Annotated in this window: 23 protein-coding genes and 2 pseudogenes; 12 read left to right on the plus strand and 13 right to left on the minus strand. The window is 72.2% G+C overall.

Annotated features, from left to right (window positions below; all coding sequences use genetic code 11):
- Positions 1-26: 26 nt before the first annotated feature.
- Positions 27-1,244, plus strand: coding sequence for an MFS transporter (locus AQJ67_RS05865; RefSeq protein WP_062716969.1), 1,218 nt, complete (start codon positions 27-29; stop codon positions 1,242-1,244).
- Here AQJ67_RS05865 and AQJ67_RS05870 read toward each other — a convergent pair.
- From AQJ67_RS05870 to AQJ67_RS05895, 6 genes are all read right to left on the minus strand, one after another.
- Positions 1,187-1,717 carry a MarR family winged helix-turn-helix transcriptional regulator gene (locus AQJ67_RS05870; RefSeq protein WP_062716970.1) on the minus strand — a complete coding sequence of 177 codons (531 nt, stop codon included), beginning with the start codon at positions 1,715-1,717 and terminating at the stop codon, positions 1,187-1,189. The two genes, AQJ67_RS05865 and AQJ67_RS05870, sit on opposite strands and share 58 nt — an antisense overlap.
- Positions 1,718-1,817: 100 nt before the next feature.
- A complete protein-coding gene (locus AQJ67_RS05875; protein WP_062716971.1) occupies positions 1,818-3,020 on the minus strand; it encodes an NAD(P)/FAD-dependent oxidoreductase in 1,203 nt (400 codons plus the stop codon).
- A complete protein-coding gene (locus AQJ67_RS05880; RefSeq protein ID WP_062716972.1) occupies positions 3,017-3,211 on the minus strand; it encodes a ferredoxin in 195 nt (64 codons plus the stop codon). Before AQJ67_RS05880 ends, AQJ67_RS05875 begins: the two co-directional genes overlap by 4 nt.
- Before the next feature lie 62 nt (positions 3,212-3,273).
- Positions 3,274-4,506, minus strand: a complete 1,233-nt coding sequence (locus AQJ67_RS05885; RefSeq protein WP_062716973.1) for a cytochrome P450 — start codon at positions 4,504-4,506, stop codon at positions 3,274-3,276.
- Between the two features lie 154 nt (positions 4,507-4,660).
- Positions 4,661-5,437 (minus strand): response regulator transcription factor, encoded by a 777-nt coding sequence (locus AQJ67_RS05890; RefSeq protein WP_062716974.1) that lies wholly within the window; start codon positions 5,435-5,437, stop codon positions 4,661-4,663.
- 109 nt (positions 5,438-5,546) lie between these two features.
- On the minus strand, positions 5,547-6,197 hold the full coding sequence (locus tag AQJ67_RS05895) for a TetR/AcrR family transcriptional regulator (RefSeq protein ID WP_062717486.1): 651 nt from the start codon (positions 6,195-6,197) through the stop codon (positions 5,547-5,549).
- Positions 6,198-6,413: 216 nt separating this feature from the next.
- On the opposite strand from AQJ67_RS05895, the gene AQJ67_RS05900 reads away from it, so the two are divergent.
- The 5 genes from AQJ67_RS05900 to AQJ67_RS05920 all read left to right on the plus strand — a co-directional run bounded on the left by AQJ67_RS05900 (position 6,414) and on the right by AQJ67_RS05920 (position 11,782).
- The gene (locus tag AQJ67_RS05900; RefSeq protein WP_062716975.1) at positions 6,414-7,604 is read left to right on the plus strand and encodes a sensor histidine kinase; all 1,191 of its coding nucleotides are present in this window, start codon (positions 6,414-6,416) and stop codon (positions 7,602-7,604) included.
- Positions 7,605-7,769: 165 nt separating this feature from the next.
- Positions 7,770-8,447 (plus strand): response regulator transcription factor, encoded by a 678-nt coding sequence (locus tag AQJ67_RS05905; protein WP_062716976.1) that lies wholly within the window; start codon positions 7,770-7,772, stop codon positions 8,445-8,447.
- Between the two features lie 248 nt (positions 8,448-8,695).
- A complete protein-coding gene (locus AQJ67_RS05910; protein WP_062716977.1) occupies positions 8,696-9,676 on the plus strand; it encodes an ATP-dependent DNA ligase in 981 nt (326 codons plus the stop codon).
- A 176-nt stretch (positions 9,677-9,852) separates the two neighbouring features.
- The gene (locus tag AQJ67_RS05915; RefSeq protein WP_062716978.1) at positions 9,853-10,629 is read left to right on the plus strand and encodes an NPP1 family protein; all 777 of its coding nucleotides are present in this window, start codon (positions 9,853-9,855) and stop codon (positions 10,627-10,629) included.
- A 100-nt stretch (positions 10,630-10,729) separates the two neighbouring features.
- Positions 10,730-11,782: a questin oxidase family protein gene (locus AQJ67_RS05920; RefSeq protein ID WP_062716979.1), complete on the plus strand. Its 1,053-nt coding sequence runs from the start codon at positions 10,730-10,732 to the stop codon at positions 11,780-11,782.
- On the opposite strand, the gene AQJ67_RS05925 is transcribed toward AQJ67_RS05920, so the two are convergent.
- A complete protein-coding gene (locus tag AQJ67_RS05925; RefSeq protein ID WP_062716980.1) occupies positions 11,763-12,776 on the minus strand; it encodes an ArsR/SmtB family transcription factor in 1,014 nt (337 codons plus the stop codon). The two genes, AQJ67_RS05920 and AQJ67_RS05925, sit on opposite strands and share 20 nt — an antisense overlap.
- Before the next feature lie 106 nt (positions 12,777-12,882).
- Here AQJ67_RS05925 and AQJ67_RS05930 point away from each other — a divergent pair, with 106 nt between their 5' ends.
- Both AQJ67_RS05930 and hemC read left to right on the plus strand, forming a co-directional pair.
- On the plus strand, positions 12,883-14,100 hold the full coding sequence (locus AQJ67_RS05930; RefSeq protein WP_062716981.1) for an MFS transporter: 1,218 nt from the start codon (positions 12,883-12,885) through the stop codon (positions 14,098-14,100).
- A gap of 17 nt (positions 14,101-14,117) precedes the next feature.
- On the plus strand, positions 14,118-15,053 hold the full coding sequence (hemC, locus tag AQJ67_RS05935) for a hydroxymethylbilane synthase (RefSeq protein WP_062716982.1): 936 nt from the start codon (positions 14,118-14,120) through the stop codon (positions 15,051-15,053).
- Positions 15,054-15,117: 64 nt separating this feature from the next.
- Here the strand turns inward: hemC and AQJ67_RS05940 are convergent, their stop codons facing one another.
- From AQJ67_RS05940 to AQJ67_RS50625, 3 genes and pseudogenes are all read right to left on the minus strand, one after another.
- On the minus strand, positions 15,118-15,639 hold the full coding sequence (locus AQJ67_RS05940; RefSeq protein ID WP_062716983.1) for a hypothetical protein: 522 nt from the start codon (positions 15,637-15,639) through the stop codon (positions 15,118-15,120).
- 188 nt (positions 15,640-15,827) lie between these two features.
- A pseudogene (locus AQJ67_RS48985) lies at positions 15,828-16,078 on the minus strand (ABC transporter permease); the annotation flags it as partial.
- Position 16,079: 1 nt separating this feature from the next.
- A pseudogene (locus AQJ67_RS50625) lies at positions 16,080-16,160 on the minus strand (MarR family transcriptional regulator); the annotation flags it as partial.
- A 238-nt stretch (positions 16,161-16,398) separates the two neighbouring features.
- Between AQJ67_RS50625 and AQJ67_RS05945 the strand changes: the two are divergent.
- Entirely contained in the window at positions 16,399-17,187 is a 789-nt protein-coding gene (locus AQJ67_RS05945; RefSeq protein WP_062716984.1) for an RNA polymerase sigma factor SigF, read from the plus strand.
- Position 17,188: 1 nt separating this feature from the next.
- Here AQJ67_RS05945 and AQJ67_RS05950 read toward each other — a convergent pair whose 3' ends face one another.
- Positions 17,189-17,521: an ANTAR domain-containing protein gene (locus AQJ67_RS05950; RefSeq protein WP_062716985.1), complete on the minus strand. Its 333-nt coding sequence runs from the start codon at positions 17,519-17,521 to the stop codon at positions 17,189-17,191.
- Positions 17,522-17,692: 171 nt separating this feature from the next.
- Between AQJ67_RS05950 and AQJ67_RS05955 the strand changes: the two genes are divergently transcribed.
- Complete coding sequence (locus AQJ67_RS05955; protein ID WP_062716986.1) at positions 17,693-18,496, plus strand: VOC family protein; 804 nt, start codon at positions 17,693-17,695, stop codon at positions 18,494-18,496.
- Positions 18,497-18,592: 96 nt separating this feature from the next.
- Here the strand turns inward: AQJ67_RS05955 and glgX are convergent, their stop codons facing one another.
- Together glgX and AQJ67_RS05965 are read right to left on the minus strand one after the other, a co-directional pair.
- Complete coding sequence (gene glgX, locus AQJ67_RS05960; protein ID WP_062716987.1) at positions 18,593-20,737, minus strand: glycogen debranching protein GlgX; 2,145 nt, start codon at positions 20,735-20,737, stop codon at positions 18,593-18,595.
- Positions 20,734-21,246, minus strand: a complete 513-nt coding sequence (locus AQJ67_RS05965; protein WP_062716988.1) for a hypothetical protein — start codon at positions 21,244-21,246, stop codon at positions 20,734-20,736. The genes glgX and AQJ67_RS05965 overlap by 4 nt, the downstream gene beginning before the upstream one ends.
- Before the next feature lie 295 nt (positions 21,247-21,541).
- On the opposite strand from AQJ67_RS05965, the gene AQJ67_RS05970 reads away from it, so the two are divergent.
- Together AQJ67_RS05970 and AQJ67_RS05975 are read left to right on the plus strand one after the other, a co-directional pair.
- Complete coding sequence (locus AQJ67_RS05970; protein ID WP_062716989.1) at positions 21,542-21,847, plus strand: DUF5133 domain-containing protein; 306 nt, start codon at positions 21,542-21,544, stop codon at positions 21,845-21,847.
- Between the two features lie 70 nt (positions 21,848-21,917).
- Positions 21,918-23,000: maltotransferase domain-containing protein (locus AQJ67_RS05975; protein WP_244190373.1), on the plus strand; the 1,083-nt coding region annotated here is incomplete at its 3' end.

Raw genomic sequence — 23,000 nt, forward strand, 5'->3', positions numbered from 1 at the left:
TGGGTGGGCGCGGCGACGATCGCGGGGTGTCCACGAAACGCGTACGCAACCGAGCCATCACCCTGCTGTCCCTGGGCCACGCCTGTGTCGACGTGTACCAGGGCGCGGTCGCGGCCCTCGTCCCGTTCTTCGTCGCCGAGCGTGCCTACAGCTACGCCGCCGCCTCGGGCGTCGTCCTCGCCGCGTCCTTGCTGTCGTCGGTGGTGCAGCCGCTGTTCGGGGCGCTGACCGACCGGTGGGCGATGCCCTGGCTGCTGCCGCTGAGCGCGCTGACGGGCGGCGCGGGTGTCGCGCTGAGCGGGGTCGCGGATTCCTACGCGCTCACGCTCACGGTGGTCGCCGTATCGGGGGTCGGGGTGGCCGCCTACCATCCGGAGGCCGCCCGCGCGGCTCGCGACGCCGCGCACGGCAGTCATACGGCGATGGGCTGGTTCTCCCTCGGCGGCAACGTCGGTTTCGCGCTGGCGCCCCTGCTGGTGGCGGCTGTGGTCGCCACGGGTGGCCTGGGTGCCTCTCCCTTGCTGGCCGTGCCCGCGGTCGTGGGGGCGGCCCTGTGCGCGGCGGCGGTGCGTTCGGCCGCCGCCGGCGGCGGCCCGGCCGCCGACCGGGGCAAGGGCGCGGGCCGCGACGACTGGAGGTCGTTCCTGCGGCTGTCCGGTGCCATCGTGTGCCGCTCGATCGTGTTCGTGGGCCTGAGCGCCTTCGTCTCGCTGTACGTGCGTCAGCGCACCGGGGGCGGGAACGTGGCCGGTACGGCGGCGCTGTGTGTGCTCTACGTCGGCGGCGCGGTGGGCACGGTGGCCGGGGGCCGGCTCGCCGACCGGTACGGGCGGCTCACGGTCGTACGCCACGCGTATGTCCTGACCGGGCTCGCGGTGGCCGGGGTGGTGCTCGTTCCGGGGCCGTCGGTGTATCTGTTCGTCGCCGTGACCTCGGCCGGTCTGTATGTGCCGTTCTCGCTGCACATCACGCTCGGGCAGGACTACCTGCCCCGGCGCGTGGGCACCGCGAGCGGGGTCACGCTGGGGCTGACGGTGAGCGCGGGCGGTCTCGCCGCCCCGGTCGTCGGGGCACTCGCCGACGCCACCTCACTGCGGACCGCGCTCGTCCCGCTGATCGCCCTGCCCGCGCTGGGACGGCTGCTGCTGTGCGGGTTGCGGGAGCCCGCGCCGCCCGAGCCGCCCGGTCAGGCGGTCCCGGCCGGCGCGGTCGGCAGCGGTTCGGGCTCCTCTTCGACGGCGTAGGCGAGGAAGTCGTCGACCATGCGGTGGAACAGGGTGGCCAGCTGCCGCAGTTCCTCGGGGGTCCAGTCGGCCAGGGCGAGCTGCATGCCGCGGGCACCGGCGTCCCGGACCCGGGCGATGGCCCGGCGGCCGGCGTCGGTGAGCTCGATGCGCTGGGCGCGGCGGTCCTGGGGGTCGGGGACCCGGGTGACGTATCCGGACTTCTGGAGCTGCTGCACCGTCCGCGTGACGTGCGAGGCCTCCACACCGAGGCGGTTGGCGAGCTCCCCGGGGCGCAGCGGCTCCGAGTCGGCGACCTGCCGCAGCAGTGCCACGGCGGCCCGGTCCAGCGGGACCCCGGCCAGGGCCATCAGCCGCTCGTGCTGACGGGCGCGGGTGCTCAGGTAGGTGATCCGGGTGAGGGCGCGCTCGATGTCGACCACTTCCGGGGACGCGGGAGTGTCGGGGAGTTCGGGGAGCGGAGGCGTGGACATGAGAGCGACTTTACCATCTCATTGCGTAACTCAACTAATGTGCGGGCCCGGCGCCCGGCGGAGTCAAGTGGTCCGCCAGGCGCCCGGCCCTGCGGCACCATCAGGCGGGCGCCCCGCCGGACACCGGCTCGGCTCGCGACCCGGACGGCACGGTCCCGTCCCAGTCAGCGCCCGTCATGATCGCCTGCCGCCACTGCCGGATCGCCTTCGGCGGCATCCCGACGGCGAGCGCCCCGGTCACCCGGTCGCCGCGGCGGTAGGCGGCCACGAACCGGCCCTCCGCGAGGTCGCCCGCCACCACGGCGACCTCGTCGTGGCCGCGCAGGAAGCCGTACGCCTGGATCTTCATGTCGTACTGGTCGGACCAGAAGTACGGCACCGGCGCGAACGGCTTGCGCGCCTCGGGGTCGAGCAGGTTGCGGGCCGCTGCCATGCCCTGCTCGGCGGCGTTGGTGCGGTGCTCGATCCGCATCGACTGCCCGAACAGCGGGTTGTACCAGCGGGCCACGTCCCCGGCCGCGTACACGTTCCGTGCCGCCTCGCAGTACTCGTCGCACACCACGCCGTCGCCGACGGTGAGCCCGCTGCCGGCCAGCCACTCGGTGTTGGGCAGCGACCCGACGGCCACCAACACCTCGTCGGCTTCCACCAGTTGACCGTCGGCGAGGCGTACGCCGTCCTCGGTCACCTCGGTCACGGTGACACCGCAGCGCAGGTCCACGCCCCGATCCAGGTGAGCCCGCGTCAGCACCTCGCCGACCTCGGTGCCGACGGCGTGGGCCAGCGGCACCGGTGCCGGTTCGAGGAGCGTGACCTCGCAGCCGAGCCGCCAGGCCACGGAGGCGGCCTCGGCCCCGAGGAACCCGGCGCCGACCACGACCAGTCGCCTGCCCGTCGTCAGCCGGTCCCGCAGCCGCAGGGCGTCGTCCAGGGTGCGCAGCACATGCGCGCCCTCGCCGGGCAGCCGACGCGGACGCACCCCGGTAGCGAGGATCAGCCCGTCGTACGGCACCGTCGAGCCGTCGGCCAAACGCACCGTGCGCTCGGTGAGTTCGAGGCCCGTGGCGGCCACGCCGAGGCGCAGGTCGAGGTCGAGTCCGGCCAGGTCGTCGGGGGTGCGCAGCGCCAGCCGCGCGGGCTCCCACTCGGCGGCCAGCAGTTGCTTGGACAGCGGCGGGCGGTCGTAGGGAGCGAGGGGTTCGTCGCCGACGAGGGTGAGGGTGCCGTCGAAGCCCTCGCGGCGGAGGGTCTCGGCCGCCGCGAGCCCGGCGGCCGAGGCACCCACCACCGCGATGCGCCTCACTGGTCGACCAGCCGGATCGCGGCGGCCGGGCAGACCGCGACGGCTTCCCTGACGTCGTCGAGTCGGTCCTCGCCGACCTGCTCCTCCAGCAGGATCGCGATGCCGTCGTCGTCCTGGTCGAAGACGTCCATCGCGGCGAGGACGCACTGTCCTGACGCGACGCACTTGTCGGCTTCCAGTTCCACCTTCATGGCCGGATTCCCTTCTTCATGCATGGGGTTGGTCGTGTGCGCGGGTGCGGGGGAGCCGACGGTCACCAGGAGACGGGCAGTTCGTGGACGCCGTAGATGAACGCGTCGTTCTTGAAGCGGACGTCCTCCATCGGGGCGGCCAGTTTCAGTGTCGGGATGCGCTTGTAGAGGGTGCCGTAGACGACCTGGAGCTCCATGCGGGCCAGCGGCTGGCCCAGGCACTGGTGGACGCCGAAGCCGAAGGCGACGTGGCGGCGGGCGTCGCGGGTGAGGTCGAGGCGGTCGGGGTCGGCGAAGACCTCGGGGTCGCGGTTGCCGATCTCGTTGACCATGATGACGCCCTCACCGGCCTTGATGACCTGGCCCGCGATCTCGATGTCCTCGGTCACCGCGCGGCGCCGGCCCAGGTGGGTGATGTGCAGATAGCGCAGGAGTTCCTCGACGGCGCCGGCGACGAACTTCGGGTCGTCGCTCTCGCGCAGCAGCTTGAACTGGTCGGGGTGGCGGAGCAGGGCCAGGGTGCCGAGCGCGATCATGTTCGCGGTGGTCTCGTGGCCCGCGATCAGCAGGAGCAGCGCCATCTCCGTGGCCTGTCCGTGGTCCAGTTCACCGGCGGTGACACGGCCCGCGAGGCTCGACAGCAGGTCGTCCTTCGGCTCCGCGATCCGCTTGCCCAGGAGTGCGGCGAGGTAGCCCGCGACCTCACGGCTCGCCGCGCCCCGTTCCTCGGGCGTGGCGGTCGTACGGACCATGGTCTTGGTGTTCTCCTGGAACAGCTCGTGGTCGTCGTACGGCACGCCCAGCAGTTCGCAGATGACCAGCGACGGGATCGGCAGGGCGAACGCGTCCACCAGGTCCACGGGGGCGGGGCCGGCCAGCATGTCGTCGATCAGGCCGTCCACGATGCGCTGTACGGCGGGGCGCAGTGCCTCGACCTTCTTGACGGCGAACGGGCCCGTCACCATCCGGCGCAGCCGGGCGTGTTCGGGGTCGTCCATCATGATGAAGCTCAGCTTGCCCTCGCCGGCCTGGGGGCTGGCCTTGGTCGGATAGCCGGGCTGGTCGGTGTCAGCGCTGACGCGCGGGTCGCCCAGCAGGGCCCGCTGCTCGGCGTAGCGGGTGACGAGCCAGGACTCGCTGCCGTCCCACAACCGCACCTTGGCCAGGGGCCCTTGGCCCTGGAGTTCCTTGAGCGCGGGCGGCGGGTCGAAGGGGCAGCGGGACTCCCTGGGCATCGGGAACTCCGGGACGGCGTCCGGGGCTTGGTGCGCGGGACCGGTCAGGGTGTCGGCCATGGTTCTCCTCGGGCGTGGGGGGCTCCGGGCGGGGTGGAGCGCCGGGACAAGGGGTCGAGGCCTCGATGAGCACATGCAAACAGAGGGGTCTGACGCGAGCCGGTCAGTTTCCTGACAGGAGACTGACGTGGCCCGGATCACATCTCCGTGGGCGTCAGGAACCGATGTCGGGCCGGCCCAGCCAGTAGCCGAAGCCCCGGCGTGTGTGGATCAGGGCCGGCACCTCCGGGGCGCCCCGACCCCCGTCGTCGCGGTCCACCTTGCGGCGCAGCCTGGACACGAGCTGCTCGATCGCGTTGTCGCCGCGGTGGTCGCCCCAGACGTAGCGGCCGATCTGCTCCTTCGACAGGACTCGGTGCGCGTTGACCAGGAGTTGGCGCAGCAGCCGGTACTCCGCGGGCGTGAGGTCGAGCGGCCGTGTCCCGCGTCGTGCCCGGCACACCGTGTCGTCCAGGACGAGGTCGGCGTACCGCAGGGGGTTGCCGCGGGGCGGGCCGGTGCGGGTGCCGCGCAGCAGCACCTGGATCCTGGCGAGGACTTCGGCCACCCGGAACGGCTTGGTGACGTAGTCCCGCTCTCCCGGGCCGAGTTCGGGCACGAGCCGGTGCAGGGAGTCGTATCCGCTGAGGAGGAGGACGGGTGGGCGATACGGGAGCGTGGGCCGGTGCTCCCGGCTGAAGAGCGGCATGTCCGGGACGTCGGTGTCGAAGACGACCAGGTCGAAGCGCCCCGCCGCGACCCGTGTCAGCGCATCCACGCCGGTGGCGCTGAGGCTGATCCGGTAGCCGGCCAACTCCAGGGTGGTCGAGAGCAGTTCGGCGAGGTCGGGCTCGCCGGCGACGATCAGGACGTGCTGGCCGGCGCCGCGTGCGAGGGCGGGCCGGTCCCGGGTGTCGTCGTCCACGGGCGGGGCGGGCCGCCGGAGGCTCATAACCGGCTCCGTGCGTCGCCGCGGCGGGCGCGGCCGGGAGTCGCTGTCACGGTCGTACTCCTTGGGGCGTGTGGGGGCGTCGTCTCGGGGGGCCGTTTCCTGCGGGGCGTCAGCGGCCCGGCGTGACCGGGGCCAGCCACATGCCGACGACCGCGTCGGCTAGGCCGGTGGCGGCGTCGCCCCAGGTGGACCGTGGGGTGGGGGTGTGCTCGGCGAGGGCGCGCTCGCGCTCGGCGGCCACGTGGACGATGAGGTGGCGGACCATCTCACCGCGTTCGGCGCTCACCTCGGGCGGGAGGTCGGGCAGACATCGGTTCAGGCCCTCGATGATCGTCTGGAGGGACGGGGAGGTGAGGGCCTCCTCGACCATGATCCGGTGCAGTGCAGGATCGGAGACGACCTGGGCGCAGAACCGGGCGTACCAGGTGGGGCTGCCGAGCGCCGCGAGGTGTACGAGAACCGGGCGGACCAGGCAGTCCACCCAGCCGCGCACGTCGTCGGGGTCCGTCAGCTCCGCGAGCTGGCGGGCGCGGAGGTCCTCGATGGGTGTGGCGTGCTTGCGGACGATGGCGCGGACCAGGTCGGCCTTGGTGCCGAAGTGGTAGCCGACCGCGGTGTTGTTGCCCTGGCCGGCGGCCTCGCTGACCTGACGGTTGGACACCGAGTGGACGCCGTGTTCGGCGAAGAGCCGCTCGGCCGCGGTCAGCAGCAGTTCCCGGGTCGCGTTGACCTGTTCCTCGCGCAGCGTCCTGCCTGCCATGATCACCACCGCACCGGGACTTCGCAGCACCGCGGAGGCCAGTCCCTAGAGCCGTCCGCGGGTTCACAGACCTACAATCTAAGTCAATTGATTGAAAAACGCGGTCCAGCCATGAGGGGGACGAGTGAAGGGGTCGGCATGGTGGAGCGGGCTACACCGAAGCCCCGGGTGCCCGCACCCCCGCGCCCGGCGCCCGGCTCACCTGGCGTGAGGGACATGCGGGCGACGATGCGGCAGGCCGGACGCGCCACGGTCCATCTGACCGTGGCCGCGGCGATGGCCTTCGGGATGTACCTCTTCGTCACCGTGCTGCTGATCACCGCCGTCGGGACGCTCGCGGTGGTCGGCGCCTGGCTGCTGCCCGAGACGGTGCTGCTCGTCCGGCGGATCGCGGGAGCGAAGCGGCGTCTGACCACCGCCTGGACGGGCCGGGAGATCCCGGAGGCCTACCAGGCCGTCGAGGGTTCGCTGACCGAACGCCTGCGGACGGCCGTACGCGACCCCGGCACCCTCACCGATCTGCGCTGGATGGCCGCCTACTACGTCTACGGCGCGCTGCTCCTCCTCGCCCTCCCGCTGTGGCCGGTCGGGCTCGTCGTCGACGGCGTCGGGTGCGGGCTGCCGCGCGGGCGGGCCGTGGTCCTGCCGTGGATCGTCCGCTTGGCGGACCTGGAGGCCGGCTGGTCGACGTCGCTGCTCAGGCCGTCACCGAAGGCGCTGCTGGCCGCCCGGGTCGAACAGCTGACCGCGACCCGGGCCGACGCCATCGCCGCGCACGGCGCGGAGCTGCGCCGTATCGAACGGGACCTGCACGACGGCGCGCAGGCCCGGCTGGTGGCGCTGTCCATGCGGATCGGGCTCGCCAAGCGCGCCTACGACCACGATCCGGACGCCGCGCGCAGACTCCTGGACGACGCCCAGGACCAGGCCGAGCAGGCGCTGACCGAACTACGCCACGTGGTCCGCGGCATCCATCCTCCGATCCTCACCGACCGCGGGCTGGTCGGCGCGGTCCGTGCGCTGGCCGCTGGATGGGGGTCCCCCCGCTCGAACGAAGCCGAGAGTAGGGGAGGGCTGCGGGTGACCGTGGACGTGGAGGGCCTGAACGACGAGGGCCCGAGGGCACCGGCGGCGGTGGAGGCGGCCGGCTACTTCGCCGTGGCCGAGGCCCTCACCAACGCCGCCAGACACAGCGGCTCCCCCACGGCCTCGATCCGCCTCGCCCGCACCCGGCGCGGCCTCCGGGTCGTCGTGACCGACCAGGGCCACGGCGGGGCCGACGAGTCGGGCGGCTCCGGTCTTCTCGGGGTACGGCGGCGGGTCGCCGCGCTCGACGGCGACCTGCGGGTGACCAGCCCGGCCGGCGGGCCGACGGTGGTCGAGGTGGAGCTGCCTTGCGTGTGGTGAGCCGGCCCCGGGACGTTCAGGTGTCGTGCTCCGGGAGGACCTGACCGGCGGCGCATACTGCGTGGCGAGTACCCGTGACAGTCGGCAGGCGCACGACGACGTCGGGAGTCCGAGCGGGCAAGCTGGGCGCCGTCCCATGTTCCGGAACCGGAAGAAACGCCATCCATGACCATCCGCGTACTGCTCGCCGACGACCAGGCCCTGCTGCGGGCCACCTTCCGGATCCTGATCGACTCGTGCCCGGACATGGAGGTGGTCGGCGAGGCCACCGACGGTACCGAGGCCGTCGACCTCGCCCGGGCCCACCGCCCCGACCTGGTGCTGATGGACATCCGTATGCCCGGCGCCGACGGACTGGCCGCGACGTCCGCGATCTGCGCCGACCCGGATCTCACGGCGGTGCGGGTGCTGATCCTCACGACGTTCGAGATCGACGAGTACGTGGCACAGGCACTGCGGGCCGGGGCGAGCGGCTTCCTCGGCAAGGACGTCACGGCGGACGTGCTGCTGGACGGGATCCGGACCGTCGCGGCCGGCGACTCGCTCCTCTCCCCCACCGCCACCCGCACGCTCATCACCCGGTTCCTGGCCTCCCCCGCCGAGAGCTCCCAGTCGGCGGCGCCCGAGCACCTCGCCGCCCTCACCGCACGCGAGCGGGAAGTCATGGCCTGGGTGGCCGAGGGGCACTCCAACGAGGAGATCGCCGAGAAGCTCTTCGTCAGCCCGCTGACCGTGCGCACCCACGTCCACCGCGCCATGACGAAGCTGGGCGCCCGCGACCGTGCCCAACTCGTCGTGATGGCCTATCAGTCGGGGCTGGTGCGGGCCGTACCGCCGCACTAGGGGGTGTTTTGAAAGTCCCGTGCGGTGCCCGCGGTGTCCGGTGCGTGCCCTCGGCGTGCCGGACGAAGGCCCTCGTAGCGGAGCTACTTGGGTCTTTGGCCGGTGCGGCGAGGGTGCGTGCCGGGCGCCGCGGGTGCTGTGCGGGACTTTCAAAACACCCCCTGGGGCCAGTGAGGTCCGGGCCGCCGTTCAGGGGAAAACGGCGGCCGGGGCGCGTGGCGGCGGGCCGGGGCGTCGACAACTGACCCGTGAGCCTGCCGCTGATCCCTCCGATGCTCGCCACGCCCGGCACGCTGCCGCCCGCAGCGCAGGACGCGCGCTGGGCGTACGAGACCAAGCAGGACGGCCAGCGCGCGGTGGTCTACCTCGAAGGGGACGGCACCCTGCTGTTGCGCGCCCGTTCCGGCGAGGACATCACGGCCGCCTATCCCGAACTGCGGCCGCTCGGCGACGCGCTCGGCACCACGCCCGCCGTCCTGGACGGCGAGATCCTGGCGCTGGACGACGAGGGACGCGCCGACTTCCAGTTGCTCCAGTCACGGATGGGGCTCGCGCACGCCCCCGCGCGGGCCGCCCGGATGGCCGCCCAGACCCCCGTGCACCTGGTGCTCTTCGACGTACTGCACCTGGCCGGCCACCCCCTCCTCAAGACCTCCTATGCCCGGCGGCGCGCACGACTGGAGGAGCTGGGCCTGGGCGGGCCGTTCTGGTCGACGCCGGCCGCGCTCGTCGGACACGGCGCCGAGGCGCTGCGGGCGACCCGCGAGCACGGGCTGGAGGGGCTGGTGTGCAAGCGGCTGGACTCGGTGTACGAGCCCGGGGTGCGCTCCCGCGCCTGGATCAAGATCCGGAACATGCTCAGTGAGGACGTGATCGTCGGCGGCTGGCTGCCCGGCAAGGGACGGCTCACCGGTCTGCCGGGCGCCCTGCTGGTCGGGCAGTACGCGGCCGGACGGCGGCTGCGCTACGTCGGCGGCGTGGGCACCGGCTGGAGCGCGGCCGAACGGACCGAGCTGGCCGAACTGTTGCGGGCCTGCGCGAGCGAGGTGTGCCCCTTCGATCCGGTGCCCCAGGTCGCGGGTGCGCGCTGGGTGCTGCCCCTCCTGGTCGGCGAGGTGCGCTTCAGCGTCCGCACCCGCTCCGGCATGCTGCGCCAGCCGTCCTGGCTGCGTCTGAGGCCCGACCTCGCCCCGGAGGACTCGGCGGCCTTCCTTCCCGACGACAGCTGACCTGCGGATCCGGACCGCACACGGGTCGGGGCGGCAACTGTTGCCCTGCTCTTCACCATTGATACGCCCATTGATACGCCCGTGGCTCTTGGCGCGTAAGTGAAAACCGGGGATCCTGAACTGCCTTTCCCCCCACAGCCGTTGTTGGGCTGCGCCCGGACCCCCGAGGAGACGCAGTGTCGTCACAGAAGTCCCGCACGCACCGCAGGAGATGGCTCACCGGCCTGACCGGTGCCGCCGCGCTCGTCATAGCCTTCCCCAGCGTCGCCTTCGCCGCCCCGCCCGGGGCGCTCCCCGCCAACGCCGAGACCGCCGAGAAGACGTACCAGCCCGCCTTCGACTACGACACCGACGGCTGCTACTCCACCCCCGCCATCGGCCCGGACGGCACCGTCAACGGCGGTCTGAACCCGACCGGTTCGCTCAGCGGCGACTGCCGGGACGCCTCGGACCTCGACAACACCAACGGCTACTCGCGCTACAAGTGCAACAACGGCTGGTGCGCCTATATGTACGGCCTGTACTTCGAGAAGGACCAGGCGGTCGCGGGCAGCAGCATCGGCGGGCACCGGCACGACTGGGAGCACGTCGTGGTGTGGGTGCAGAACAACGCGGTGCAGTACGTCTCGACGTCCAACCACGGCTCGTTCACGATCAGCCCGGCGTCGTCGGTGCGGTTCGACGGTACGCACGCGAAGATCGTGTACCACAAGGACGGCATCGCCACGCACTGCTTCCGGCTCGCGAACTCGGGCGACGAGCCGCCCGAGAACCACAAGGGCACCTGGCAGTACCCGCCGCTGGTCGGCTGGAACGGCTACCCGGCGGGCGTACGCGACAAGCTGGTCGCGTACGACTTCGGCAGCGCCAACTTCGGCCTGAAGGACGCCAACTTCGCGAACCACCTGGCGTCGGCGAAGCCGTCCGGCATCGCGTTCGACCCGAACGCCTGACCGGGCGACCCCCTCGGGCGCGGGTCCTAGGACCCGGGCACCCGCGGCATCCGTCCCGCGCCCGATACCGTCCCGCGACCGGCCGCATAGCGTCACACCCATGGAAACGAGCGACACGAACGACGCGAGCGATACGAGCAATACGAGCGATACGAGCGGACGGCTCGAGGAGGCTCTGGAACGCCTGCACGTGTGCGGACCGGAACGCGACGGCTGGCTCTCCAACCACGCCCCCATGGTCGTGGAGGCGCTCGCCGCGCACGGGCAGGCGGAGCGGGTGCACCACTGGCTGGATCTCTACCGGGACAGGCTGGAGGACTTCCCGGATCGCGTGGCCCCCGTCACCGACGACAACTGGGCCTCGGCGCTGGGCGATCCGCGCCGCACAGCCGACTGGACCGACCATTTCTCCCGCGCCCTCGCCGAACGCCCCTGGCGGGACGTCCTCGCCGAATGGTGGCCGCGTCTGCTGCCCGGCCTGGTCGGCGGCGCCACGCACACCGTCATCCGGGTCGGGCACGCCGTACGCGCTGTCGAGGCCGACGCGAACACCCCTCGGCTCACCGAACTCGCGCACGCCCTCGGCTACTGGGCGGCCCGGCACCAACCCGTCACCGGCGTCACCGCCCTGCCGGGCGCCGGCACGGCCGAGGAGTCCCTGGACGCCGTGCCCGCGATCGAGCCGGGGCACCTGGGTTTCCGTGACCGACTGGCCGCGCTGCGCCGACTGCCCGTCTGGGCCGACGACGTCACCGATCCGGACACCGCCCGGGACCGCCTCGCCGAACTCGTCCGTGCCGCGACCCACCGCTACGCCACCCACGGCCACGGCGAGCCGACCATGCTGGTGCACGCGGCGACCGCCCCCAACGCCGTGCTGCGGACGCTCGACGCGCTGCCGCGCGAGCTGTGGGCGCCGAGCCTGCGGGCGGCGTGGACGGCGTCGGCGGCCGTCACCGCGATGTACGCCCCGGTGGAGCCGGTCGCCTGGACGCCGCCCGCCCGGCTCGCGCCGGAAGAGGTCATGGAGCGCGCCCTCGTCCACGGCGACGAGCACGTCATCAAGCTCGCCGACACGGCCCTGGACGTCGGTGACGAGCGCGCGCTCGCGGCGGCGCTGCGGGCGGTCGAGCTCAGCGAGCCGCTGGTGTGACGTCACCGTCCGTGTCGACGAGGGTGTCGCCGAGGGCCGTTCGCCCGTACAGCACGTAGTGGCCCTGCCGCCGCGACTCCAGCAGGCCGGCCTCCCGCAGGACCGACAGATGGGCCGACACGGTCGACGGGGCCAGGCCGTGGCGTCGGGCGAGGTCCGTGGTCGAGGAGGGGACGGCGAGTCCGGCGAGTACGGCCGCGCGCTGCTGCCCGAGCAGCCGGGCCAGCGCCTGCGGTGGACGCGGCGCCGGGGCGCTGTGCAGGCGGCCCATGCCCCGGGCGGGGTAGATGACGGTGGGCTGCCAGGGCCGGGCGAAGCCGCTGACCACATCGGGCCACACGAACACGCTCGGCATCAGCAGCACGCCTCTGCCGTCGGGCCGTTGGGCGTCCGCCAGGTCGCGGTACTCGCGCAGGGTGAGGGTGTGCCCCGCCCAGTCGACGGCCGGGTGCAGGCCGGTGAGCAGCGCGTCGAGACCGGCGTCCGCCGCCCGGCGTGAGCGGTACGCGATGTCCGCCTCCAGGACGGCGCGGTGGCGGGGCCAGTCCGGGGCGAGCAGGGCGTGCCAGGCCAGTTCGGTGAGGTCGGCGAGGCGCCGGACGGTGGCGGCCGGGTCGTCGAGCGCGGCCCGCCCCCGGGGCGACTCGGCGAGGCCGGGCGTGCAGGCGAGCGAGCGGGTCAGCTCCGCGTGGGCCAGGGCGGGGTCGGTGGCCCGCATCCGCGCCAGCTCGTCCTCGATGGCGGGGTACGGCTCCTGCGGCGGCGGCCCGAGGAAGTCCGGGGTGTAGCCGCCGGCGGGCGGCACGAACAGCCACAGCGGGGCCAGGTCGAGTCCGGCGACCGTACGGCGCATGCGGCGCAGCCAGGCCTGGTGGTAGCCGTGCCGGGCGGGCCGGCGGAGCATGCGCAGCGCCTCGTGGGTCTGGCACAGCGGCGAGATCGCGAACCGGCAGCGCGTGAGGTCGTCGGTGCCCAGGTGCAGGGCGAGCGGCATGGCGACCCCCGAGGTGAGCGGCGATTCGTCCTGGACCGAAAGAGTAGAGCGGCCGGCCGCGGCCCAGCACGCTTGCCCCGACTCCCCCTCTCGGAAAGGCGGTTGGATGGCCAGCGCAGGTCCGGCACGTCCCGCGCCCTGGCAGCGTGCCGCCGTCGTCGCGGCGTTGATGCTGGCGGCGTTCACCTTCAACACGACCGAGAACCTGCCGGTCGGTCTGCTCGCGCTCATGGCGGACGACCTGCGGGTGTCGCTCGCGGCCGTGGGCGCCCTGGTCACCGGGTACGGCCTGACCGTCGCCGTCGTCTCGCTGCCCCTCGCCCACGTCACCCGGTCCGTGCCGCGCCGGTATCTGCTCGCCGGGCTCCTGGGGCTGCTCGCCGTGGGCAGTTGGGTGTCGGCGCTGGGCGGGGTGTCGTACGGGGTGCTGCTGGCGGCGCGGGTGGTCACGGCGTTGGCGCAGGCGTCGTTCTGGGCGGTGATGGGGCCGGTCGCGGTCGGTCTGTTCCCGCCGGAGCGGCGGGGGCGGGTCATGGGGCTGCTGTCCGTCGGCGGTTCCCTGGCCACGGTGGCCGGCGTCCCGGCCGGGACCTGGCTGGGCGGGCACGCGGGCTGGCGGATGCCGTTCGCTCTGCTGGGCGTACTGGCCCTCGTCTCGCTCGTGACGATCGGTGCCCTGCTGCCCACGTCCCGCCCTCAGGACGGCCACGCGGCGTACGGCGCGACCCCTGACCGGCGCGGGTTCCTCACCATGCTGGCCGTCACCGCCCTGTCGGTGACCGGTGCCTTCGCCGGGTTCACGTACGTCGTGGCCTTCCTCGACGAGGTGAGCGGGTTTCCCGACGACGCGGTGAGTGCCGTGCTGCTGGCGTTCGGCGGGGCCGCGCTGGCCGGGGTCGCGGTGGCCGGGCCGCTCCTGGACCGCTTTCCGCGTGCCACGCTGACCGTGCCGGTGGCCGCCCAGGCGGTGGCACTGCTCGGCCTCTACGCGGTGGGACACGTTCCGGCGGCCACCGTCGTGCTGGTCATGCTGCTGGGCGCGTCGGTCTCGACCGCCTTCATGGCGACGCAGACGCAGGTGCTGCGGGTGGCGCCGGGGCGTACGGAGACCGCGCTGGCGGCCAACTCGGCCGCCTACAACGTGGGCATCGCCGTCGGTGCGCTGCTCGGGGGCGTGTCGCTGCCCGTGGTCGGGGTGCGCGGGGCGTTCCTGGTCGGGGGACTGCTCACGGCGGGGGCACTGGTGGTGCTGACGTGGCCCGCGCGGCCGGGAGTCGAGGGCGGTGCGGGAATCGGGAGGTACCGTGCGGGCGCGGGGCTCTGACGGTCTATCGTGGCCGCATGTCCGTGCCTGAACTGATCCGTATCGTCTCCCGCGACTCGCCCATGGCGCTCGCCCAAGTGGAGCGTGTCCGCGCCGAGTTGGCGGTCCTGCATCCCGGTGTGCGGACCGAGGTCGTGCCGGTGAAGACGACCGGTGACAAGTGGATGGGCGATCTGTCCCAGGTCGAGGGCAAGGGCGCGTTCACGAAGGAGGTGGACGCGGCGCTGCTGGCCGGCGAGGCCGATCTCGCCGTGCACTGCGTCAAGGACATTCCCGCCGACCGGCCGCTGCCCGCGGGGACGACGTTCGCCGCGTTCCTCAAGCGCGACGACATCCGGGACGCCCTGATCCACCCCGGCGGCCTGACGCTGGACGAGCTGCCGGCCGGGACCCGGATCGGCACCTCGTCGGTGCGCCGGGTCGCCCAGCTGGCGGCCACCCATCCGCACCTGGAGTGCGTGCCGTTCCGGGGCAACGCCAACCGGCGGTTGGAGAAGCTGGCCGCCGGTGAGGCGGACGCGCTGCTGCTGGCGGTGGCCGGCCTGGAGCGCATCGGCCGTCCGGACGTGATCAGCGAGGTCCTGTCCCCCGAGGTGATGATGCCGCCGATCGGCGCGGGCATCCTCGCCCTGCAGTGCCGCGAGGGCGACACCGAGCTCATCGACGCGATCAGCGGTCTCGGCGACCCGGACACCTACCGGGAGGCCACCGCCGAGCGCATGTTCCTGCACGTCCTCCAGGGGCACTGCAACAGCCCGATCGCCGGGTACGCGCGCGTGGACCGCAGCGGCGAGCTGTCCCTGCGGGCGTGTGTGTTCACCCCGGACGGCAAGACGCGGCTCAACGCCCACGAGTGGGCGGGCCGGCTGGACCCGGCGACGCTCGGTACGTCGGTGGCGGTCGCGCTGCTGCGTCAGGGCGCCCGGGAGATCATCGACGGCATTCCGCACTGAGACATCGGCTGAGTGACCGGGCCGGCATACCGGCCTTAGATGCCGGGCTGGAGGGCGCTCGCCGTCAGGCGGTGCCCTCTTCGGCCTGGTCCCGCAGGAAGTTGCTCACCTGGAGCGCGAGGCCGTCCCGCAGGGTGGTGGTGTGGGTGCCGACGGAGGGCTCCTGGAGGCCGAGGCCACCGGTCCACAGCCGGCGGTCGGTCCATTCCTCCTCGACGCGCAGCTGGATCTGGACGTCGACCTGGCTGAGGCTCGCCTCCGGCCCGGCCGCGTACATGACGGCGGTGGCCCGGCGCAGCGGGTAGACGTCGAAGCCCTCGATGAACTGCGAGTTGCGCCAGTCGATGAACGCCGCCTCGCCGTCGCGGCCGATCCGCACGTCGATCTGGCCGTCCTCGAGATGGACGCCGAGGTGCCGCTCACCGCGGTTCTCGACGGTGACCCGGACCCGGAAGTACGTCAGCCCCTCGGCTGCCTCGTCCCGTCCGCGCGGCGGCTCGGCGGCTTCCAGACAGTGGACGCGGACACGCAGACCGGAATGCTCGTCGTACTCGCGCCAGTCCCCGACCACGTTCGGCTCGTACACAATCCACCTCTCGACCCAGAGAGCTGCTTCCTATCTTCGCGCTGAGCGCACTGTCAAATGAGCAGAATGCGCTGTGGCCAGCCCATTCGCCCCCTTGATCACCGATCAAGCCGTGGGCAGGAAGAATCCGCTTACTGGTGTGCGCACCGGATTCACCTACGTGCCGCACATCACGTTCCGCAGCAAGATCAGCGGGCCAGCCGGCCGAGCAGCGAGGAGGCCGCGGCGATGCCGAGCGCGAGGTGGCGGGGTGGTGCCCAGGAGGAGGCCGCGGCAGGGCGTCGTCCTGGTAGCTGAGCGGGTTGGCCCTGCTGACCGCCTGGAGCCGGCCCGGCATCACGGACAGCGGGCAGAGGGCGTGGAGCCGAAGAACAGCGGCGTGGTGATGACCTGCCCCGAAGCCCATCAGGCGGTCGCGGCTGAGGACGATGCTGGCGATCGCCGCGCAGCTGCGGTGCGGGCATGCCGCGGCGCATTCGGCGCCGGATCAGTCGCTGGGCGTCGGCGAGCGCGTCGGCCAGTTCCTCCGGGAAGGTCCGTTCACATCGGTGGACTCCGAGTCACACCGCCGTCACATGTAGTCGCATTCACGAATTTTGTTTCAGATGCCCCTTTCGGGGGAATCAGTCCTATGTGCTTCGGACAGGAGGCACGTCCGTGGGAGCCGACCGGCCGACCCGGAGGTGTCCTCCGTGTGGTCCGGACCGCGCCTCCCACGGTGTCTGTCCATTCGGCACCTGCTGAGGGAGGTGCGCACGAATGAGTGCCACCACCAGAACGAAGCACTCCCACGACGACGCCCCCGACACGGCCGAAGCCTTCGACCGGCTGGTAGGGCTCCCCGACGGGCCGGAACGCAAGGTCCTCAAGGACGAACTGATCCAGGCCTGGCTGCCCATGGCCGAGCGGATCGCCGTCCGGTTCAAGGGCCGTGGCGAGTCCCTCGAGGACCTGTACCAGGTCGCCGCGCTGGGCCTGGTGAAGGCCGTCGACCACTACGACCCGGCACGCGGCCACGCCTTCGAGGCGTACGCGGTGCCGACCATCACCGGTGAGATCAAGCGGCACTTCCGCGACCACATGTGGACGCTGCACGTGCCGCGCCGGGTCCAGGACCTGCGCAACCGGGTGCGCAGCTCCGCGAAGGAGCTGTCGCAGCTGACCCCGGGACGCGCGCCCACCGTCGCCGAGATCGCCGAGCACGCGCATCTGAGCGAGGCGGAGGTCCGCACTGGGATGGAGGCCCTCGAGTGTTTCTCCGCCCTGTCGTTGGAGGCCGAGATGCCCGGCACCGACGGCTACGCGCTGGGCGACGCGATCGGCGGCCCGGACCCGGCGTACGACGTGGTCGTCGACCGCGTCACCGTCAAGCCGTGCCTGCAACGCCTCCCGGAGCGGGAGCGGACCATCCTCTACCTGCGCTTCTTCGGCGGGATGACCCAGAGCCGGATCGCGCAGCAGCTCGGCATCTCGCAGATGCATGTCTCCCGGCTGCTGAGCGGCTGCTTCGCGCATCTGCGGGAGGAGATGCTCGCCGAGGTCCACTGACTCACTCCTGAGCCGATCCCGGGATCTGCGTCGGACCGTGACGCTCCAGGGCGTCCTCCAGTTCGACGCGGATCTCGGCCGGCATCTCCCCGTCCCGGCCCCAGGTGAGGATCAGTTGGGCCACCTGGCGGAGCTTGATGTTCGTGTGCTGGGAGACGTCCTTCAGCACGGCCCACCCCTGGTCGGGTGAGACCCGGCCCAGCGCCACGACCATCCCGATCGCCTGGTCCACGACGGCGTGCGAGACGACCGCCTCCTTGAGCTGCTCGACCTCCTCCTCGAGTTCGAGGATCCGGTCGCTCCCGTCGGCGGGTTCGTGGGGTACGTGTGCCACGCCTCCATACTCGTCGCTCCGACGACCGCGTGCCAGTGAAGCGGGCGGGCCGGGACCACGACCGTTTCGGCGCCACGCCGGGGGTACTCGACAGGCCCCGGAGCGGATCCGGCTGGACACTGGGACCAGACCGGTGGCCGGCCGGTCGGGCGAGACCAGGACGCGACTGCCATGAACCACGAAGCGAGAACCCCCCGGAGCACGGCCGAGGTCGTGTCCACACACTCCGTGTTCGGCGCACCCTGCTGGGTGAGCCTGACCAGCCGGGACCTGGAGGCCACCCAGGCGTTCTACACGGCGGTGCTGGGCTGGCGCTGGCGGCCGGCCAAGCTGGGCGACCGGTTCCGGATCGCGCTGGCGCAGAGCGTGCCGGTGGCCGGGATCGGGGCGGTCGCCTCGATGTGGCAGATGGCGGTGGCCTGGACGCCCTACTTCGCGGTGCCCAGCGCCGACGACGCCGTGTCCCGGGTCCAGGAGCGCGGGGGTACGGCGGCGGTCGGGCCGCTCTCGCTGCCGCCCGGACGGGCGGCGCTGCTGGCCGACCGGGACGGGGCGACCTTCGGGGTGTGGGAGGGCGAGCTCATCTCCAACTGGGAGACCTGGCGGCGGGCCGCGCCGACGTTCATCCGGCTGCACACACGCGACGCCTTCGACGCCGCGATGTTCTACGGCGAGGTCCTCGACTGGGCCACCGAGCGGCCGGGGTGCTGCGAGGTGCGGTACGAGGGGGGTGAGGTCGTGCTGCGCAGTGGGGGTGATGTGGTGGCGCGGATCGAGTCCGGGGCGCTGGAGGCTGCGCCGGATCCGACGATTCGGCCGCACTGGCAGGTCCACTTCGCTGTCGCGGACGTGGCCGGGTGCGCTCGGGCTGCGGAGTTGCACGGGGGGAGCGTGTTGTCGAAGGGGAGTGACGAGGCTGTGCTGCGGGATCCTGACGGGGCGCAGTTCACGGTGACTTCGCGGCGAGGGCGGTAGCCTGCCGGCGACCGAGGTGCGACTGACGGGGTGCCGCGAAGTGTCGTCGGTCGTCTGCGGCCGCGCTGTGGCTTGTCGCGCAGTTCCCCGCGCCCCTTAGGCCTGCTTTCGCGAGGATCTTGAGAGGAACCGTAGGCTGCGGCGCTCCACCAGGAGTGCGGTGGACGCCTTGTACTCCGACTCGTCGGGAGGGCCTTGGGGATCGGCCGTGTTGATCAAGGGGGTCCAGGGTTCGCCGAACGTGGTGTCCGGCAGGTGGAACTCGACCGGCTCCCAGTAGGCGTTGAGCAGGAGCAGGAAGGAGTCGTCGACCACGGGCTGCCCGCAGGAGTCGGGTTCGGCGATGGCGTCGCCGTTGAGGAAGGCGGCCACGGAGTGGGCGTCGGGGTGTTGCCAGTCCTCGTCGGTCATCTCGCGGCCGTCGGGCAGGAACCAGACCAGGTCGGGCAGGGGCTGGTCGGGGTGGGTCGGGGTCTCGCCCTGGAAGAAGCGTCGGCGGCGCAGGACGGGGTGAGCAGCGCGCAGCCCGATGACGTAGCGGGTGAAGTCGGCGAGTGCGCGCTGCTCGTCTGTGAGTCCCCAGTCGATCCAGGAGACGTCGTTGTCCTGGCAGTAGGCGTTGTTGTTGCCGCGCTGGGTGCGGCCCAGTTCGTCGCCGTGGCCGAGCATGGGGATGCCCTGCGACAGCAGCAGCGTGGCGAGGAAGTTGCGCTGCTGACGGGAGCGCAGCGCGAGCACGGCCGGGTCGCGGGTGTCGCCCTCGGCGCCGCAGTTCCAGGACCGGTTGTGGCTCTCACCGTCCCGGTTGTGCTCGCCGTTGGCCTCGTTGTGCTTGTCGTTGTACGAGACGAGGTCGCGCAGGGTGAAACCGTCGTGCGCGGTGACGAAGTTGACGCTGGCGCGCGGGCGGCGCCGGCTGTGCGCGTACAGGTCGGAGGAGCCGGTCAGCCGGGAGGCGAACTCGCCGAGCGAACCGGGCTCGCCGCGCCAGAAGTCCCGTACGGCGTCCCGGTACTTGCCGTTCCACTCCGACCACAGCGGCGGGAAGTTGCCCACCTGGTAGCCGCCCTCGCCGACGTCCCACGGCTCGGCGATCAGCTTGACGCGGCTGATCACCGGGTCCTGCTGGATCAGGTCGAAGAACGCCGAGAGGCGGTCCACCTCGTGGAACTGGCGGGCGAGGGTGGCCGCGAGATCGAAGCGGAAGCCGTCGACGTGCATCTCGGTGACCCAGTAGCGCAGCGAGTCCATGATCAGCTGGAGGACGTAGGGGTGGCGCATCAGCAGGCTGTTGCCGGTGCCGGTGGTGTCGTAGTAGTGCGCCCAGTCGCCGTCCACCAGGCGGTAGTACGAGGCGTTGTCGATGCCCCGGAAGGAGAGGGTCGGGCCGCGCTCGTTGCCCTCGGCGGTGTGGTTGTAGACGACGTCCAGGATCACTTCGAGGCCGGCCGCGTGCAGCGCCTTCACCATCGACTTGAACTCGTTGACCTGCTGGCCACGGGTGCCGTGGGCGGCGTAGGCGTTGTGCGGCGCGAAGAAGCCGATCGTGTTGTAGCCCCAGTAGTTGGACAGGCCCCGGTCGAGCAGCACGCCGTCCTGGACGTACTGGTGCACCGGCATCAGCTCGACGGCCGTCACGCCGAGGGAGGTGAGGTGCTCGACGACCGCGGGGTGCGCGAGTCCGGCGTAGGTGCCGCGCAGTTCGGGCGGGACGTCGGGGTGGTTGCGGGTGAGACCGCGGACGTGCGTCTCGTAGATGACGGTGTCGGCGTACGGCCGTCTGGGCGGTCGGTCGTCTCCCCAGTCGAAGTAGGGCTCGGTGACCACGCCGAGCATGGTGTGCCCGGCGCTGTCGGCCGGGGCCGGGGCGCCCGGGGTGCGTTCGAAGAGGGAGGCGTGGTTGTCCACCTGGCCGTCCACGGCCCGGCTGTACGGGTCGAGCAGCAGCTTCGCCGGATTGCACCGGTGCCCGAGGCCCGGGTCCCAGGGGCCGTGCACCCGGTAGCCGTAGCGCTGTCCCGGGCCGACGCCGGGCAGATAGCCGTGCCAGACGAAGCCGTCGACCTCGGTGAGCGGCACGGTGGTGTGCCGGCCCCGGTCGTCGACAAGGATCAGTTCGACGCGTTCGGCGACCTCGCTGAACAGGGCGAAGTTGGTGCCCTGTCCGTCGAAGGCGGCTCCCAACGGGTAGGGGTGCCCGCTCCAGGCGAGCACCCCTTTGTCGCGCTTTCGCGCCGTCACCGGGCCTCCTCCAGGATGTCGTCCCGGGTGCCCGCGGCGTCGGCGATGGCCGTGACGGGGACCTCGCGGGGCACCTGAAGGGCCTCGCGCAGGTTGGGCGAGGGCGCGGCGGGCACCAGCGGGGCGCGTTCGCCGGCGCGGGCGCGCTGCGAGAACCAGATGACCTTGCTGCCGGTCTCGGTGGCGCAGCAGCCCCAGCCGTCGCTGACGGCGGCGAGGCGCTGCAGGCAGTCGCGCAGTTCGTGGTCCGGGCGCAGGGCGCGGTCGTTGTCACCGATGGCGGTGATGAGGTGGTGACGGTTCCACCACATCTCGATCGAGATGTTCTTGTCCGTCGCGTGCTCGTCGATGGCCCGCAGCAGCATCTCCGTGCTGTGGCAGACGGGCTCGACAAGGGTCTCCAGGTACCAGTACTTGAGGTGAGCGGCCAGAATTCGGCTGACCTGCCCCACCCGTTCGGGGCTCACTTCCACGTCTAGGTGGTAGTAGCAGGGCACTGCGGTCTTCACCGTCGTTACCTCCTCACCGCGAAAGCTCCCGCTCTCCTCGCCCCTGCGGGACGGGCCCCGATACGGAGCGTGAGCGCTGATCGCTTCTGAGTCACTCCAGGGTGGGGGCGGTACGCCATTCGTGCAACAGGAGCACACTCCTGAGGTAGTTGAAGATCCAACAGGACGCTGCGTCGCCGAGCGTGCACCATGTGTGAAGACCACGATGCCCGTAACGGAACCCGTGCGTGTGCGCGCACGGGTTTCCGCCCGACGGTCGGGAGACGGTCATCGAGCCCGGAAGGTGAACGGCGCCATGCTGCTACCGGCAAAAGCCGAGGTCGCCCGGCATCTGCGGCGATACAGGGCCTGGGAGCGCGCCATGCTCGCGGCCCCGGCCGACCTCACGGTCCGCGCCACCTTCGAGGACACCGGCTACACCCTCTGTGTGCTGATGGGAAAGCGCTGCGCCCGCGAGGCCGCGAACGCCGCCGAACGCTATCTGCGCATCACCCCGGCCGCCTATCTCCGGGAGCAGGACGAACGGCCCCGCACGGCGAGCATCTCCGCTCGACGGGGGCCGCCGGAAACGCGGCGGTGGAGTTTCCACGCGGGGAGGTAGCGCCTTCCGGTACAGATCGGATCCCCCGGCCGGGCCTCGTGCCCGGCCTCGAGCACGGTGGAGGTGAACCATGGGCAGGACCAAGAGCAGGGCCGGTGCCGGCGCCGGGACCATCGGCCGCATCCCGGTAAGGGACGTGCGGCCGGCCGTGGAGTGCGGCAGGCATCCGGCGAAGGCGGTCGCGGGAGAGACCTTCGAGGTCACCGCCACCGTGTTCCGCGAGGGCCATGACGCCGTGGCCGCCAATGTCGTGCTGACCGACCCGGACGGCCGTCCCGGCCCGTGGACGCCGATGCACGAACTCGCCCCGGGCAGCGACCGCTGGGGCGCCAAGGTGACCCCGTCGACGGTGGGCCGCTGGACGTTCCACGTGGAGGCCTGGAGCGACCCGGTGGCCACCTGGCGCCACCACGCCCGGATCAAGATCCCGGCCGGCATCGACGTCGGACTGGTCCTGGAGACGGGCGGCGAACTGTACGAGCGTGCGGCGGCCGAGGTGCCCGACGACGCGCAGCGGGCGACCGTGCGGGCCGCGGCGGACGCCCTGCGGGACGACTCGCTCCCGCCCGAGTCACGTCTGGCGGCGGCGTTCGCGGCGAACGTCGACGCGGTGCTGGGCCGGTATCCGCTCCGGGACCTGGTGACGGCGTCGGATCCGCTGCCGCTGCTGGTGGAGCGGGAGAGGGCGTTGTACGGCTCCTGGTACGAGTTCTTCCCGCGCTCGGAGGGCACCCCGCAGCAGCCGCACGGCACCTTCCGCACCGCCGCGCGCCGGCTGCCTGCCATCGCCGCGATGGGCTTCGACGTGGTCTACCTCCCGCCCGTCCACCCCATCGGCACGACCTTCCGCAAGGGCCCGGACAACACCCTGTCGGCCGGCCCGGACGACCCCGGCGTGCCGTGGGCGATCGGCTCTCCCGAGGGCGGCCACGACGCCGTCCACCCCGACCTGGGCACGATCGAGGACTTCGACCACTTCGTGACGAAGGCACGCGAACTGGACCTGGAGATCGCCCTGGACTTCGCGCTGCAGTGCTCCCCCGACCACCCCTGGGTGCAGAAGCACCCGGAGTGGTTCCACCACCGCCCGGACGGCACCATCGCCTACGCGGAGAACCCGCCGAAGAAGTACCAGGACATCTACCCCGTCGCC

Origin of the sequence: Streptomyces caeruleatus, from assembly GCF_001514235.1 — a bacterium.
GTDB lineage: Bacteria > Actinomycetota > Actinomycetes > Streptomycetales > Streptomycetaceae > Streptomyces > Streptomyces caeruleatus.

Coding starts and splice junctions, on each gene's coding strand:
- AQJ67_RS05970 (WP_062716989.1), top strand. CDS start 21,542: ATGCTGCTACCGGCAAAAGCCGAGGTCGCCCGGCATCTGCGGCGATAC.
- AQJ67_RS05895 (WP_062717486.1), bottom strand. CDS start 6,197: ATGGCAGGCAGGACGCTGCGCGAGGAACAGGTCAACGCGACCCGGGAA.
- AQJ67_RS05870 (WP_062716970.1), bottom strand. CDS start 1,717: ATGTCCACGCCTCCGCTCCCCGAACTCCCCGACACTCCCGCGTCCCCG.
- AQJ67_RS05885 (WP_062716973.1), bottom strand. CDS start 4,506: ATGGCCGACACCCTGACCGGTCCCGCGCACCAAGCCCCGGACGCCGTC.
- hemC (WP_062716982.1), top strand. CDS start 14,118: ATGTCCGTGCCTGAACTGATCCGTATCGTCTCCCGCGACTCGCCCATG.
- AQJ67_RS05880 (WP_062716972.1), bottom strand. CDS start 3,211: ATGAAGGTGGAACTGGAAGCCGACAAGTGCGTCGCGTCAGGACAGTGC.
- AQJ67_RS05920 (WP_062716979.1), top strand. CDS start 10,730: ATGGAAACGAGCGACACGAACGACGCGAGCGATACGAGCAATACGAGC.
- AQJ67_RS05890 (WP_062716974.1), bottom strand. CDS start 5,437: ATGAGCCTCCGGCGGCCCGCCCCGCCCGTGGACGACGACACCCGGGAC.
- AQJ67_RS05955 (WP_062716986.1), top strand. CDS start 17,693: ATGAACCACGAAGCGAGAACCCCCCGGAGCACGGCCGAGGTCGTGTCC.
- AQJ67_RS05930 (WP_062716981.1), top strand. CDS start 12,883: ATGGCCAGCGCAGGTCCGGCACGTCCCGCGCCCTGGCAGCGTGCCGCC.
- AQJ67_RS05900 (WP_062716975.1), top strand. CDS start 6,414: ATGCGGGCGACGATGCGGCAGGCCGGACGCGCCACGGTCCATCTGACC.
- AQJ67_RS05905 (WP_062716976.1), top strand. CDS start 7,770: ATGACCATCCGCGTACTGCTCGCCGACGACCAGGCCCTGCTGCGGGCC.
- AQJ67_RS05945 (WP_062716984.1), top strand. CDS start 16,399: ATGAGTGCCACCACCAGAACGAAGCACTCCCACGACGACGCCCCCGAC.
- AQJ67_RS05925 (WP_062716980.1), bottom strand. CDS start 12,776: ATGCCGCTCGCCCTGCACCTGGGCACCGACGACCTCACGCGCTGCCGG.